The following is a 14,292-nucleotide window of genomic DNA, read 5'->3' on the forward strand; positions in this document are numbered from 1 at the left end:
GGCCACGCTGTGATTAAAACTGAAAAGTAGACCAAATCGGCGCGTGATCGGAGGGTTTTTCCATACTGCGCAATTGATAATCGATACCCGTATCAGTACAACGTGATGATAATGGCTGACTTGCCAGAATTAAGTCGATGCGCAAACCGCGGTTGTCATCAAATCCTTTGGAACGATAATCAAACCATGAGAAACAATCTGCCGTTTCAGGATTTTTATCGCGCCAGGTATCCACTAAACCCCACTGCAGCAATCGGTCCATCCATTCACGCTCTTCAGGCAGGAATGAACATTTTCCGGTGCGCAGCCAGCGTTTACGGCTCTCTTCACCAATACCAATGTCTAAATCTGTGCTGCTGATGTTCATGTCACCCATGATTAATACCGGTTTATCTGCGGTGTGGTTTTCTGTCAGATAACTTTGCAGGTCACGGTAAAATTTCTCTTTAGCAGGAAATTTAGTCGGGTGGTCGCGGCTTTCGCCTTGCGGGAAGTAGCCATTTATAACGGTAATATCGCCCATTGGGCTAGGAATCTCAGCCATGATCAGACGGCGCTGTGCCTCTTCGTCATCGCCAGGAAAGCCACGGCGTACAGAGACAGGCTGAACCTTCGTTAACAACGCCACGCCATAATGACCTTTCTGGCCGTGATAAAAGACGTTATAGCCCAGTTTTGCCACATCCTCGAGCGGAAACATATCATCATGGACTTTCGTTTCCTGTAGACCGATGACATCGGGCTGATGTTTTTCCACCAACGCTTCCAGTTGATGTGGGCGCGCGCGCAATCCGTTGATGTTAAATGAAACAAATTTCATGGTGTCGACCATTGTTCAGCAAATGATGCGCTGGATGGTAGCGATTTTCAGGGAGAATGTCATGGTTGAGCGGGCGAGATTATCTGTTGCAGTTTTGTCTCTTGCTGATTAACACAGCGAACTTGACGCTCGGCGTAAACCTTCGGTCGAAACTTCTCATCCTTCTCATATAGAGCAGGTTGAATTTTTCATTTGAGGTGGAATCGGAGTATCTGAGAGGGTGGTGGGAGAAGGATTATGCGGCGCGCTGCGCCTTCCCTGCGGGCCGCGCTGAAGCGCGTTGTCTCGCTACGCTCGGCTCGAACCTTCGGTCGAAGCTTCTCATCCTTCTCATATAGAGCAGGTTGAATTTTTCATTTGAGGTGGAATCGGAGTATCTGAGATGGTGGTGGGAGAAGGATTATGCGGCGCGCTGCGCCTTCCTGCGTGCCGCGCTGAAGCGCGTTGTCTCGCTACGCTCGGCTCGAACCTTCGGTCGAAGCTTCTCATCCTTCTCGTGTAGAGCAGGTTAAATTTGTCACTTGAGGTGGAATCGGAGTATCTGAGATGGTGGTGGGAGAAGGATTATGCGGCGCGCTGCGCCTTCCTGCGGGCCGCGCTGAAGCGCGTTGTCTCGCTACGCTCGGCTCGAACCTTCGGTCGAAGCTTCTCATCCTTCTCGTGTAGAGCAGGTTGAATTTTTCATTTGAGGTGAAATCGGAGTATCTGAGATGGTGGTGGGAGAAGGATTCGAACCTTCGAAGTCTGTGACGGCAGATTTACAGTCTGCTCCCTTTGGCCGCTCGGGAATCCCACCAGGGATATAATCTTGTGAGCTCAGGCGAAGAAACGATTCAGATGGTGGTGGGAGAAGGATTCGAACCTTCGAAGTCTGTGACGGCAGATTTACAGTCTGCTCCCTTTGGCCGCTCGGGAATCCCACCATGGCCTGAATCTTTGTGCCTGAAGGCGGGGCGCATCATACCAAATGGGCAATGGGTGTAAAGCGCCCATGTTGAAATGATGAATCGTTTGCCCACTTTTTACGCGTAGCGCTGAATTCCCAAGCAATTCAGCGCTAAAGCGTTTAAAGAATAATCGTGCGGTTGCCGTAAACGAAAACGCGTTGGCCAAGAACTTTATATAATGCATTGCTTAATACATTTTTTCTACGTCGCGACCGGCTCGCATCATCTCATCCGCGGTATAGCTGTGATCCACATTAATCACGTCCTGCATGATGATTGGGCCTTCATCAAGATTATCATTCACATAGTGCGCAGTTGCACCGATGATTTTAACGCCGCGTTCATAGGCTTGATGATAAGGGCGCGCCCCGATAAAGGCAGGCAAAAACGAATGGTGAATATTGATAATTTGATTGGGATAACGCTGAACAAAAGCGGGCGTTAATACGCGCATGTATTTCGCTAATACCACGTAATCGGGCTGATACCGATCAATCTCTTCTACCATGCGGTTATCATGCTCTTCACGCGTCAATCCTTCATGGCTTACCAGCGCAAAAGGAATATCGAAGCGTTCAACTAAAGAACGTAAAGTATCGTGATTACCAATAACAGCCGCAATTTCCATATCCAGACCGCCAAAAGCACTTTTCATCAGCAGATCGCCAAGACAATGCGCTTCTTTAGTCACCAAAATTACAACGCGACGACGTCCAGCGCTGTGTAATTCGCGGACTGAACCTTGGGGCAGGGCACTATCTAAATCGGCTAGCAGTGTGTTGTCGTTAAAAATCCCTTCCAGCTCAGTGCGCATAAAGAAGCGCCCGGTGCGATGATCAACAAACTCATTGTTTTGCACGATATTGAGTTCGTGCTTGTAACAAATATTAGTGATTTTGGCGATCAGACCTTTTGCATCGGGACAAATGGTACGTAGAACTTTTCTTTGCATGGTTTGCGCTTGCATCTCAATAAGAGTCCTGTCAAAGCATTAAGGGTAAAACTGTTGTGCTGGTGGCTCACTCAGCCGCAACACTTCTTGTATTTTTTATCGGAGCCACACGGGCAGCGATCGTTGCGCCCTAACTCTGGCGCTGTTCCATCAACATAGTACCAGCGTTGATCCTCGCGAAGAAAGCGTGAACATTCATAGAGAGCGTGAATGCTGTTTTTTTCGCGGTATCGCGCAAAAAGGTAACGAAAGCTTCATTATCATGGCTTCCGATAATACAACGAGTTACATTCAGACTTAACCATTCGGTGCCGGGAAAACTTTCAGATAAAAGCCCTGCAAGAGTGGATTCACGTTTGGCTGGATGCCAGGTCGAGACAAGGTAAGCAGCATCTTGCTTAGCATAAGCGCTGTAACGTGAACGCATGAGTTGTTCAGCAGTTGCCGGGGTTTGATTGCCTTTCAGAAAGGGCTCACAACATAGGCTATACTGCTTTCCGCTGCAGCAGGGGCACTTTTCAGACACGTAAGCTCCTGAGAGTGTGAAGAAGAAAAATAATAAGCGCTATGGTAGCCGACCCCAAGCTGCGAAGCTATGTATTGAAGCAGGACCAGAGAACAGATGAGAAAAGTAAAAGTTGGATTGGCACTGGGTTCAGGCGCAGCCAAAGGATGGGCACATATAGGTGTAATCAAGGCTCTTGAACGCGCAGGCATTGAAATTGACGTTGTTGCTGGATGCTCTGTCGGGGCTTTAGTCGGTTCGGCTTACGTGAATAACCGATTAGCCGTGATGGAAAAGTGGGTCAGCGCCTTTAGCTATTGGGATGTCATTCGTCTGATGGATGTCTCCTGGCAACGCGGCGGATTACTGCGCGGTGAGCGGGTATTTAACCACATCCGACAGTTGATCCCACATGATTCTATTGAAGCCTGTAACAAGCCTTTTGGTGTCGTGGCGACCAATCTCAGCACAGGGCGGGAATTGTGGCTTACGGAAGGTGATCTTCATCAGGCTGTGCGTGCTTCCTGTAGTATGCCAGGCTTATTACCACCTGTCGGCTACAATGGTTATTGGTTAGTCGACGGCGCGGTAGTCAATCCTGTTCCTGTCTCGCTGACGCGAGCGATGGGTGCTGATATCGTTATTGCTGTTGATCTTCAACATGATGCACACTTAATGCAGCAAGACTTGTTATCGGTTACACCGCAAAACAGTGAGGAAGAAGCTGCTGCGGCTGCGTTAGACTGGAGAAGTAAGTTGCGTCAGCGTCTGGTGAATTTTACCCAGCGTCGCGCATCACAAACGCCTGGAGCGATGGAAATTATGACAACATCAATTCAGGTTTTGGAAAATCGCCTTAAACGCAACCGCATGGCAGGTGATCCTCCCGATGTTCTTATTCAGCCGTTTTGTCCGCAAATTTCCACACTGGACTTTCATCGTGCCGAAGAAGCTATTGAGGCAGGTAAGGCCGCTGTTGAGAAAAAATGGATGAACTTTTACCGCTGGTCCGCAGTAGATAATCAGGTTGTTCATTCACAGATGTCACTTCGGTCAATTCTGAAAGGCGCAACTGCGTTTTATGAACCACTATTGAATTATCTGGTACGCAGGGGGAGAGAATGGAAAAACCACTAATCGGCAAAAAGATACTCATTGTCGAAGATGAGGCCGTTTTCCGTTCGTTGCTGGACCAATTTTTGTTATCGATGGGTGCTGTGACGTTACAAGCGGAAGACGGTGTAGACGCGATAGCGCAGCTACAACAGCACACTGTTGACCTTATAATTTGTGATCTTGAGATGCCGCGTATGAACGGCATTCAGTTTGTTGAGCATATTCGGACACGGGGTAATAGTGTACCGGTGTTGGTTATTTCAGCCACAGAAAACATGGCTGACATTGCCCATGTCTTGAGATTAGGTGTACAGGATGTGCTGCTCAAACCGCTGAAAAACTTTGAACGCTTTCGTGAAGCGGTATACGAATGCCTTTACCCTTCGATGTTTACCTCTAAAGTCGAAGAGGATGAACAGCTTTTTCAGGACTGGGACGCCTTAGTTCGTGATCCCAAAGCCGCCGCAAAATTGCTTAAGCAACTTCAGCCGCCGGTACAGCAAAATATCGCCAATTGCCGCGTCAATTATCGTCAGTTAACCATGGCTGAGCAGCCGGGGTTGGTGCTGGATATTGCCGCGCTATCTGACAAAGACCTGGCTTTCTATTGTCTGGATGTTACCCGAGCAGGCGACAATGGCGTTCTGGCTGCGCTGCTCTTACGGGCGCTGTTCAATGGCTTGCTGCAAGAACAGTTATCGGGACAAAAACAGCTGCTTCCTGAACTCAACGGTTTGCTCCGGCAGGTAAATTTACTCTTGCGGCAAGCAAACCTGAGCGGTCAGTTTCCGCTCTTAGTGGGTTATTATCACCGCGGTTTGAAAAATTTGATATTGGTTTCAGCAGGTTTAAATGCCACTTTGCATGTTCATGCCCATCAAATTCAACTCAGTAATGGGGTTCCCCTTGGCACTATGGGAAGTACCCACCTCAACCAGATCAGTCAGCGTGCAGACACCTGGCAATGCCACGTGTGGGGCGCTGGTGGCCGCATTCGTCTGATGTTATCTGCTGAAGAATAGACAGAAAAACAAAATTCTCCTGGCGCTGGAGACAGGTCCAGGAGATGGCTTTACACTTGGGTAATAGTCTTAATTTCTGCGGATTCACTTCTTCCAGGATAAATCCGTTCGATAGTAACTGATATACTCATTTCCGAATTTAAACCGACATATCAAGTATTAACTTGAACGGCCTATAAGAGAGGTATCTTAATGTCTGCCTATAAGTCCAAAGTAAAAAAAGCGGTAATCCCGGTAGCTGGTTTGGGTACACGCATGTTGCCTGCCACTAAAGCGATTCCGAAAGAGATGTTACCGCTGGTCGATAAGCCGTTAATCCAGTATGTCGTTAACGAGTGTATCGCGGCTGGAATTAATGAAATTGTGCTGGTAACGCACTCTTCTAAAAACGCCATTGAGAACCACTTCGATACCAGCTTTGAATTGGAATCCATGTTGGAAAAACGTGTTAAGCGTCAGTTGCTGGATGAAATTCAGTCTATCTGTCCTCCACATGTCACCATCATGCAGGTTCGTCAAGGTATCGCTAAAGGCCTTGGCCATGCGGTAATGTGCGCACATCCGCTGATCGGTGATGAGCCTGTTGCGGTTATTCTGCCGGACGTGATCATCGACGAATATGAATCAAATCCGACCAAAGATAACCTGGCAGAAATGCTGAGCCGTTATGAAGAGTCAGGCCGCAGTCAAATCATGGTTGAGCCTGTTGCCGATGTAACCGCTTACGGTGTGGTAGATTGCCAGGGCGCAGAACTGAACCCAGGTGAAAGTGCTCCGATGGTTGGCGTTGTTGAAAAACCAAAAGCGGCTGAAGCACCTTCAAATCTGGCTGTAGTAGGACGTTATGTTCTGTCTGCTGATATCTGGCCACTGCTGGCTAAAACGCCTCCAGGTGCGGGTGGTGAAGTTCAGCTGACTGACTCCATCGCTATGTTGATGGAAAAAGAAACCGTTGAAGCTTACCACCTGAAAGGTGTTAGCCATGACTGCGGTAACAAACTGGGCTACATGCAAGCTTTCGTTGAGTATGGTGTTCGTCACTCAGTATTGGGCAAAGATTTCTCTGAATGGCTCAATAACGAGATTGGCAACAAAAAGTAATTTATAAACACGGGATAACTCAATGAAAGTCACTGTATTTGGTATCGGCTATGTCGGTCTGGTTCAGGCTGCGGTGTTGGCCGAAGTCGGACATGACGTTCTGTGCATTGATGTCGACGAAAACAAGGTCGAAAACCTCAAAAAGGGCATCATCCCTATTTTTGAACCAGGTTTGACGCCGTTAGTAATGTCTAATTACGAAGCGGGCCGCCTTAAGTTCAGCACCGACGCTAAATTGGGCGTCGATCATGGTGTGATGCAATTTATTGCTGTGGGCACGCCACCCGACGAAGATGGTTCTGCCGATCTAAAATATGTTACCGCCGTGGCACGAACCATTGCGCAGCACATGAACGATCATAAAGTGGTTATCGACAAATCTACCGTTCCTGTTGGAACCGCAGATAAAGTGCGTTCGGTAATGGCTGAAACACTTCAGGCGCGTGATGCTAACATCAGTTTTGATGTGGTTTCTAACCCTGAGTTTCTTAAAGAAGGTGCTGCGGTAAATGACTGCATGCGCCCAGAGCGCATCGTTGTCGGCACCGACAATGATGAGGTGGTTGAACTGTTACGCGAGCTCTATGAGCCGTTTAACCGTAACCACGATCGCATGATTTTGATGGATATCCGAAGTGCAGAACTGACTAAGTACGCCGCGAACTGCATGCTGGCGACTAAAATCAGCTTCATGAATGAGATGTCGAACCTCGCTGAGCGCTTAGGCGCAGATATTGAAAAAGTGCGCCAGGGTATTGGATCTGATCCACGCATTGGCTATCACTTCATCTATCCAGGCTGTGGTTATGGCGGCTCATGCTTCCCGAAAGATGTACAGGCACTGATTCGCACCGCTGAGTCAATTGGCTATCAACCACGCCTTTTACAGGCCGTGGAAGATGTGAATGACAACCAGAAGAATAAGCTGCCTACGTTCATTAAGCGTCACTTCGGCGAAAACCTGAGCGGTAAGACCTTTGCTTTATGGGGTTTATCGTTTAAGCCGAACACCGATGACATGCGTGAAGCCTCCAGCCGTGTGCTGATGGAAACACTGTGGGAAGCGGGCGCGTCGGTTCAGGCTTTTGATCCTGAAGCAATGGATGAAGCGCAACGCATCTATGGTCACCGCAGCGATCTTAAGCTGATGGGTACTAAAGAAGCAGCATTGCAGGGCGCTGACGGGCTGGTGATTTGTACGGAATGGCAGAATTTCCGTGCACCTGACTTTGACGTTATCAAAAATGCACTGAAAGAACCCGTGATTTTTGATGGTCGTAACCTGTATGATCCAGAGCGTACAAGCAAACGCGGTTTCGTTTATTATGCAATCGGCCGCGGAGCGTCCATCAATATTGCGTAATTGACGAGGGATTTATGAACTTTCTGGTAACCGGCGCCGCAGGCTTTATTGGATTTCATGTTAGCCAACGCTTGTTGGCCGCCGGTCACCAGGTTGTCGGAATCGACAACCTGAATGACTATTACGACGTCAACCTCAAAAAATCCCGCCTCGATTTAATAAAGCACTCTCCAGATTTTAATTTTATTGAACTGGATTTAGCCGACCGTGAAGCTATGGCTTCACTTTTTCAGCAGCATCAATTCCAACGCGTCATTCATCTTGGCGCGCAGGCAGGGGTTCGTTACTCAATTGAAAATCCCGGCGCCTATGCAGATGCTAACCTCATTGGCCATCTCAATGTTCTTGAAGGATGCCGTCACCATAAAATAGAGCATCTGCTCTACGCATCCTCCAGTTCGGTATATGGTCTCAACCGTAAAATGCCTTTCTCTACCGACGATAGCGTTGACCATCCTGTATCGCTTTATGCGGCGACTAAAAAAGCCAATGAGCTGATGTCGCATACCTATTCGCATCTTTATCAATTACCGACCACAGGATTGCGCTTCTTCACCGTATACGGTCCTTGGGGACGCCCCGATATGGCATTGTTCAAATTCACACGGGCGATGCTCGCCGGTGAAGCCATTGATGTTTATAACCAAGGCCAAATGAAGCGTGATTTCACTTATATTGATGACATTGCTGAAGCCATTGTGCGTTTGCAGGATGTCATTCCGCAGAAAGATGATAACTGGAGCGTAGAAACAGGTTCGCCTGCTACCAGTTCTGCGCCTTACCGTGTTTATAATATTGGTAACAGCCATCCAGTGACATTAATCAGTTACATTGAAGCAATTGAAAAAGCGCTGGGAATCACCGCCATTAAAAATTTAATGCCAATGCAGCCTGGCGATGTACTTGAAACCAGCGCCGATACGCAGGCTTTATTTGATGCGATTGGCTTTAAGCCGCAAACCAGCGTTGAAGAGGGCGTTAAGCGCTTTGTCGATTGGTATCGTGACTTTTATAAAATTTAAAGATAAAAAAGGAAGCCTTGGCTTCCTTTCCTGATGTGTAAAAGGCAGGTCTGTAATCGATCAAAATGACCCGCCAAATTACGAAGCACTCACTGCTATTAAAGCAAAAAGTCTTCTAGCTGTTTACCTTGTTCTTCAAGGGCTTTTTTAATAACTGCTGGAGTACGACCTTGACCTGTCCAGGTTTTAGTTTCGCCATTTTCATCAACGTACTGATATTTTGCAGGACGTGCTGCACGCTTGGCTTTGCCTGAGGTTTTGGACTCAGCTAATGCGCTGAGCAGCTCATTAGGATCTATACCATCTGCCATCAGCATTTCACGGTATTGTTCCAGCTTACGCGTGCGCTCTGCGTTTTCCGCTTCAACTTGAGATTCTTCGTCGCGGCGTTCATTCACCACAACTTCCAGTTTCTCCAGCATTTCTTCAAGCGTTTCAACTGTACATTCTCTGGCTTGAGCACGCAGAGTGCGGATATTATTAAGAATTTTAAGTGCTTCGCTCATTGTCCTGATCTCTGAATAATGAATAAAAGAGTTGTTCTGCCCGCTAATAATAGTGTTGGCAAAAAATAACTTCAACAGCAAATTATGTTCATTAGTTAATCATGGATATTAAATTCATCTTTGAGAGACATAACCTAAACGAGACGCTAAGAAATTACTGAGTAGAAAATTTATATATCCAGAAACCTTATATAAAATAAGGTATCATTTATTTTATGACTAAAAGTGATGATTACTGACTTAAAGACAGCTTTATGTACTTTTAGTTTCAACGAAAGTTCTCCCGCTCACTAAAATAGTGGGGCATTAATAGACGAGTAGCTGAGCAGTTGTACAATACATCACCATTAATTCTCAGCGGCGTGTTTGATCGTTTGTGCTAAAATGGCCGGCATTCTGTTTCGTCCAAACTGAGATTCAGCTCATATGGCTCAACTCTATTTTTATTATTCCGCTATGAATGCCGGAAAGTCGACTGCGCTATTACAGTCATCTTACAATTATCAGGAACGTGGTATGCGGACGTTAGTTTATACCGCGGAGATAGACGACCGTTTTGGTGTGGCTAAAGTCAGCTCCAGAATTGGTCTTTCATCACCTGCTTCGCTTTATAATTCAGAGACTAAGCTTAACGTTGATATTGCCGCAGAACATGCGCGTCAGCCCGTGCACTGCGTTCTGGTTGATGAGAGCCAGTTCTTAACGCGCGAACAGGTTAAAGCGTTATCAGACGTCGTTGACGACCTTGATATCCCGGTGCTTTGTTATGGGTTACGCACTGATTTTCGCGGTGAGCTTTTTACGGGCAGTGAATATTTACTCGCCTGGGCTGACAAGCTAGTAGAACTGAAAACGATCTGCCATTGCGGGCGTAAAGCCAGCATGGTGCTGCGGTTAGACAGCAACGGCAAGCCTTTTAGTGAAGGAGAGCAGGTAGTGATAGGCGGTAACGAGCGCTACATTTCTGTATGCCGTAAACATTATAAGCAGGCAATTGACCAAGGCTCGCTCCAGGCGATACATGGAACACGATCTGTTGAAACGTGATCGATAAGTAACAGAAACAAAAAACCCGCCGCAGCGGGTTTTTTATTCATAAGCAATTACGCTTTTTTGGTTTTCTTCTCAACTTTCACGTCTTTCACCGGTTGAGCCGCAACGGCCTCTGCGATGCTTGAGAACGGTTCTACATATTCACGACCGTAGAAGGTATCCAGCATGATCTGTTTCAATTCAGCAATCAGCGGATAACGTGGGTTGGCGCCTGTACATTGGTCATCAAATGCGTCCTCTGCCAGTTTATCGACCTTCGCAAGGAAATCTGCCTCCTGAACGCCAGCTTCGCGTATAGATGTCGGGATACCCAGTTGCGTTTTCATCTCATCAAGCCATGCCAGCAGTCTTTCAATTTTCTGCGCAGTACGGTCACCTTCACGACTCAGACCTAAATGGTCAGCGATTTCCGCGTAGCGACGACGGGCTTGCGGACGATCGTACTGACTAAATGCCGTTTGCTTGGTTGGGTTGTCATTCGCGTTATAACGAATGACGTTAGCAATCAGCAGAGAGTTAGCCAGACCGTGCGGAATATGGAATTCAGAACCGAGTTTGTGTGCCATTGAGTGACAAACGCCCAGAAAAGCATTAGCAAATGCGATACCCGCGATGGTTGCCGCATTATGTACGCGCTCGCGTGCAACCGGGTTCTTAGCGCCTTCCGCGTAGCTGGTGGGTAAATTCTCTTTCAATAATTTCAAGGCTTGTAATGCCTGGCCGTCAGAGTATTCATTCGCCAGCACCGAAACATACGCTTCAAGAGAGTGAGTGACTGCATCCAGGCCACCAAAAGCGCAAAGTGAACGCGGCATATCCATCACCAAATTGGCATCAACAATGGCCATGTCAGGTGTTAAAGCATAATCAGCTAATGGATATTTTTGACCTGTTGCATCGTCAGTGACCACAGCGAATGGCGTAACTTCTGAGCCTGTACCCGATGTGGTGGTAATAGCAACCATGCGCGCTTTTACACCCATTTTTGGGAATTTATAGATGCGTTTACGGATATCCATAAAGCGCAGCGCTAACTCTTCAAAATGGGTTTCAGGATGTTCGTACATCACCCACATAATTTTGGCCGCATCCATCGGTGAACCGCCGCCTAGCGCGATAATCACGTCAGGTTTAAAGCTGTTCATCTGTTCTGCGCCTTTACGTACGATGCTGAGTGTAGGATCGGCTTCAACTTCAAAAAACACTTCAGTTTCGATGCCGTGAGATTTAAGCACTCGCGTAACCTGGTCGGCATAACCGTTATTGAACAGGAAGCGGTCGGTCACGATGAATGCACGTTTCGCGCCATCAGTTGCTACTTCCTCCAGGGCGATAGGCAGCGAACCACGACGGAAGTAAATAGACTTCGGAAGTTTATGCCACAACATATTTTCAGCTCGCTTGGCGACAGTTTTCTTATTGATAAGATGTTTGGGTCCAACGTTTTCTGAGATGGAGTTGCCACCCCATGAACCACAACCTAATGTCAAAGACGGCGCAAGTTTGAAGTTGTACAAGTCGCCGATACCACCTTGCGAAGCGGGCGTGTTAATCAAGATACGCGCGGTTTTCATTTTATCGCCGAAATAGTGTACGCGCTCAGTTTGGTTATCTTGATCGGTATAAAGGCAAGAGGTATGACCGATACCGCCCATCTCTACCAGTTTTTCGGCTTTACTCACCGCATCCTGAAAATCTTTTGCACGATACATCGCTAATGTTGGTGAGAGTTTTTCATGGGCAAAAGGCTCTGACTCATCAACCAGTTTCACTTCGCCAATGAGAATTTTGGTATTCTGCGGCACTGAAATGCCTGCCATTTCAGCAATTTTCACTGCGGGCTGGCCGACAATGGCGGCATTCAACCCACCATTTTTCAGGATGATACCTTGAACAGCGCTTAACTCTGCGCCCTGCAGCATATAGCCGCCATGGCTTGAGAAGCGTTCGCGTACGGCCTCGTAGACAGAATCCACCACAATGACGGATTGCTCAGAGGCACAAATCACGCCGTTATCGAAGGTTTTAGACATGAGGATAGAAGCGACAGCGCGTTTGATGTCTGCGGTTTCATCAATAACGACAGGGGTATTACCTGCACCCACACCAATGGCTGGCTTACCAGAACTGTAAGCGGCTTTCACCATGCCCGGGCCCCCGGTCGCAAGGATCAGGTTGATATCTGGGTGATGCATTAACTGATTCGACAGTTCCACAGACGGTGTATCAATCCATCCAATGATATCTTTAGGAGCGCCGGCGGCAATAGCGGCCTGCAGGACAATATCTGCAGCTTTATTGGTGGCATCTTTTGCACGTGGATGAGGCGAGAAAATAATACCGTTGCGGGTTTTAAGACTGATTAGTGCTTTGAAAATCGCGGTTGAGGTTGGGTTTGTGGTCGGAACGATACCGCAAATCAACCCAATCGGTTCCGCAATGGTAATCGTACCGAAAGTATCATCGGTATTTAACACACCACAGGTCTTTTCATCTTTATAGGCGTTGTAAATATATTCAGAGGCGAAGTGATTTTTGATGACCTTGTCTTCAACAATTCCCATGCCGGACTCGGCTACAGCCAATTTTGCCAGAGGAATACGGGCGTCGGCGGCGGCGAGGGCGGCAGCGCGGAAAATAGCGTCAACCTGTTGTTGAGAAAAGTTGGCGTATTCACGCTGGGCTTTTTTACACGTTCAACCAGTGCATTAAGTTCAGCGACATTAGTAACGGCCATGATGCTCTCCTGAAAGAAGTTAAACTTTTTAGTAAACAAGCCTGACCACTGAGTATAGTTCCGCTGCGTTAATACGGCGGTAACAGTTAAATTGCCAGGCTTTTCAGCTGTTTAATAAAAAATTCATCGCATTCTGGGTGGAGCGCCCTGAATACTTTTGATGCGGAAAGATTACCTGGTTTGAGGTAGGAGAATGATGATCTGGATCAATTTACATGCAAGCTGACACCATTCAGCTAACCGAAGCGTTTGAATCAATGCATCGGTTATAAAGTCATCACCTGAATAGCGGGCATATTTTGACGTATAGCGGCATGAACCATGACAATTTTAATAGCTGGATGATCAAACCATATAAAACGCAAAATGACAGAATAAATACCTGAGAGACGCGCTGGCTTAGGCTTGGCTTTTGCCTTACATTAGGCGCGATTTTTTCATTCTGGAATGGAGTTCATCGTGAACCCTGCGCTGTTAGATTTGTCTGGTTATGTTAAGTTTTTTGTGGGCCTTTTTGCTCTGGTTAACCCGGTGGGTATTATTCCGGTATTTATCAGTATGACCAGTTATCAGGGCGCAGCCGAACGCAATAAAACCAATCTTACGGCTAACCTGGCGGTGGCGATCATTTTATGGACTTCGCTGTTTTTGGGCGATGCCATTCTGCATATATTCGGTATTTCTATTGATTCATTCCGTATCGCAGGTGGGATTCTGGTTGTCACCATTGCAATGTCGATGATCAGCGGCAAGCTGGGTGAGGATAAGCAGAATAAGCAGGAAAAAACCGAAACGGCAATCCGCGAAAGTATTGGCGTTGTGCCCTTGGCGCTACCTTTAATGGCCGGGCCCGGCGCAATCAGTTCAACAATTGTGTGGAGTACGCGTTATCACAGTTGGCTTAATTTATTAGGTTTCAGCCTTGCTATAGCGATTTTTGCGTTTTGTTGTTGGTTGTTATTCAGGGCGGCGCCGCTCATGGTGCGTGTACTTGGCCAAACCGGTATTAACGTTATTACACGCATTATGGGTTTATTGCTCATGGCACTGGGTATTGAATTTGTCGTTACCGGAATGAAAACACTCTTCCCTGGATTAGTCGGTTAAAAAAGTCCGGCTTATTTTTCATGTAAAAGGAAAAATCGAAC

Annotated in this window: 8 protein-coding genes, 2 tRNA genes, 3 other RNA genes and 4 pseudogenes; 7 read left to right on the top strand and 10 right to left on the bottom strand. The window is 47.2% G+C overall.

The genetic code is table 11. The annotated features are described in order from the left end of the window. Positions 1-13 precede the first annotated feature (13 nt). The 8 genes and pseudogenes from xthA to KQP84_RS11740 form a co-directional block, all read right to left on the bottom strand. A complete protein-coding gene (gene xthA / locus KQP84_RS11705) occupies positions 14-820 on the bottom strand; it encodes an exodeoxyribonuclease III (RefSeq protein ID WP_215846668.1) in 807 nt (268 codons plus the stop codon). A gap of 218 nt (positions 821-1,038) precedes the next feature. Next, a non-coding RNA gene (locus KQP84_RS11710) (RtT sRNA) lies at positions 1,039-1,166 on the bottom strand. Between the two features lie 37 nt (positions 1,167-1,203). Beyond that, positions 1,204-1,330, bottom strand: a non-coding RNA gene (locus KQP84_RS11715) — RtT sRNA. A gap of 37 nt (positions 1,331-1,367) precedes the next feature. Then, positions 1,368-1,494: non-coding RNA, RtT sRNA (locus KQP84_RS11720), on the bottom strand. A 37-nt stretch (positions 1,495-1,531) separates the two neighbouring features. Next, positions 1,532-1,616, bottom strand: a tRNA-Tyr gene (locus tag KQP84_RS11725). Between the two features lie 42 nt (positions 1,617-1,658). Next, positions 1,659-1,743: transfer RNA gene (locus KQP84_RS11730), tRNA-Tyr, on the bottom strand. A 143-nt stretch (positions 1,744-1,886) separates the two neighbouring features. Then, positions 1,887-2,734, bottom strand: a pseudogene (gene purU / locus KQP84_RS11735) (formyltetrahydrofolate deformylase). A gap of 56 nt (positions 2,735-2,790) precedes the next feature. After that, positions 2,791-3,146, bottom strand: a pseudogene (locus tag KQP84_RS11740) (YchJ family metal-binding protein). A gap of 195 nt (positions 3,147-3,341) precedes the next feature. Here KQP84_RS11740 and rssA point away from each other — a divergent pair. From rssA to KQP84_RS11765, 5 genes and pseudogenes are all read left to right on the top strand, one after another. Beyond that, a pseudogene (rssA, locus tag KQP84_RS11745) lies at positions 3,342-4,246 on the top strand (patatin-like phospholipase RssA). A 99-nt stretch (positions 4,247-4,345) separates the two neighbouring features. Continuing rightward, a complete protein-coding gene (gene rssB, locus KQP84_RS11750; RefSeq protein ID WP_215846669.1) occupies positions 4,346-5,362 on the top strand; it encodes a two-component system response regulator RssB in 1,017 nt (338 codons plus the stop codon). Between the two features lie 192 nt (positions 5,363-5,554). After that, positions 5,555-6,463: a UTP--glucose-1-phosphate uridylyltransferase GalU gene (galU, locus tag KQP84_RS11755; RefSeq protein ID WP_215846670.1), complete on the top strand. Its 909-nt coding sequence runs from the start codon at positions 5,555-5,557 to the stop codon at positions 6,461-6,463. A gap of 22 nt (positions 6,464-6,485) precedes the next feature. Further along, positions 6,486-7,826 (top strand): UDP-glucose dehydrogenase family protein, encoded by a 1,341-nt coding sequence (locus tag KQP84_RS11760; RefSeq protein WP_215846671.1) that lies wholly within the window; start codon positions 6,486-6,488, stop codon positions 7,824-7,826. 14 nt (positions 7,827-7,840) lie between these two features. Beyond that, positions 7,841-8,848 carry an NAD-dependent epimerase gene (locus KQP84_RS11765; RefSeq protein WP_215846672.1) on the top strand — a complete coding sequence of 336 codons (1,008 nt, stop codon included), beginning with the start codon at positions 7,841-7,843 and terminating at the stop codon, positions 8,846-8,848. Between the two features lie 98 nt (positions 8,849-8,946). On the opposite strand, the gene hns is transcribed toward KQP84_RS11765, so the two are convergent. Further along, positions 8,947-9,354 (bottom strand): histone-like nucleoid-structuring protein H-NS, encoded by a 408-nt coding sequence (gene hns, locus KQP84_RS11770; protein WP_215848270.1) that lies wholly within the window; start codon positions 9,352-9,354, stop codon positions 8,947-8,949. Positions 9,355-9,780: 426 nt separating this feature from the next. On the opposite strand from hns, the gene tdk reads away from it, so the two are divergent. Next, positions 9,781-10,401, top strand: a complete 621-nt coding sequence (gene tdk, locus KQP84_RS11775; RefSeq protein ID WP_215846673.1) for a thymidine kinase — start codon at positions 9,781-9,783, stop codon at positions 10,399-10,401. Positions 10,402-10,457: 56 nt separating this feature from the next. Here tdk and adhE read toward each other — a convergent pair. After that, a pseudogene (gene adhE, locus KQP84_RS11780) lies at positions 10,458-13,144 on the bottom strand (bifunctional acetaldehyde-CoA/alcohol dehydrogenase). A gap of 459 nt (positions 13,145-13,603) precedes the next feature. Between adhE and KQP84_RS11785 the strand changes: the two are divergent. Next, the gene (locus KQP84_RS11785; protein WP_370661485.1) at positions 13,604-14,251 is read left to right on the top strand and encodes a YchE family NAAT transporter; all 648 of its coding nucleotides are present in this window, start codon (positions 13,604-13,606) and stop codon (positions 14,249-14,251) included. Positions 14,252-14,292: the final 41 nt, after the last annotated feature.

This window comes from Candidatus Pantoea bituminis, assembly GCF_018842675.1.
GTDB lineage: Bacteria > Pseudomonadota > Gammaproteobacteria > Enterobacterales > Enterobacteriaceae > Pantoea > Pantoea phytostimulans.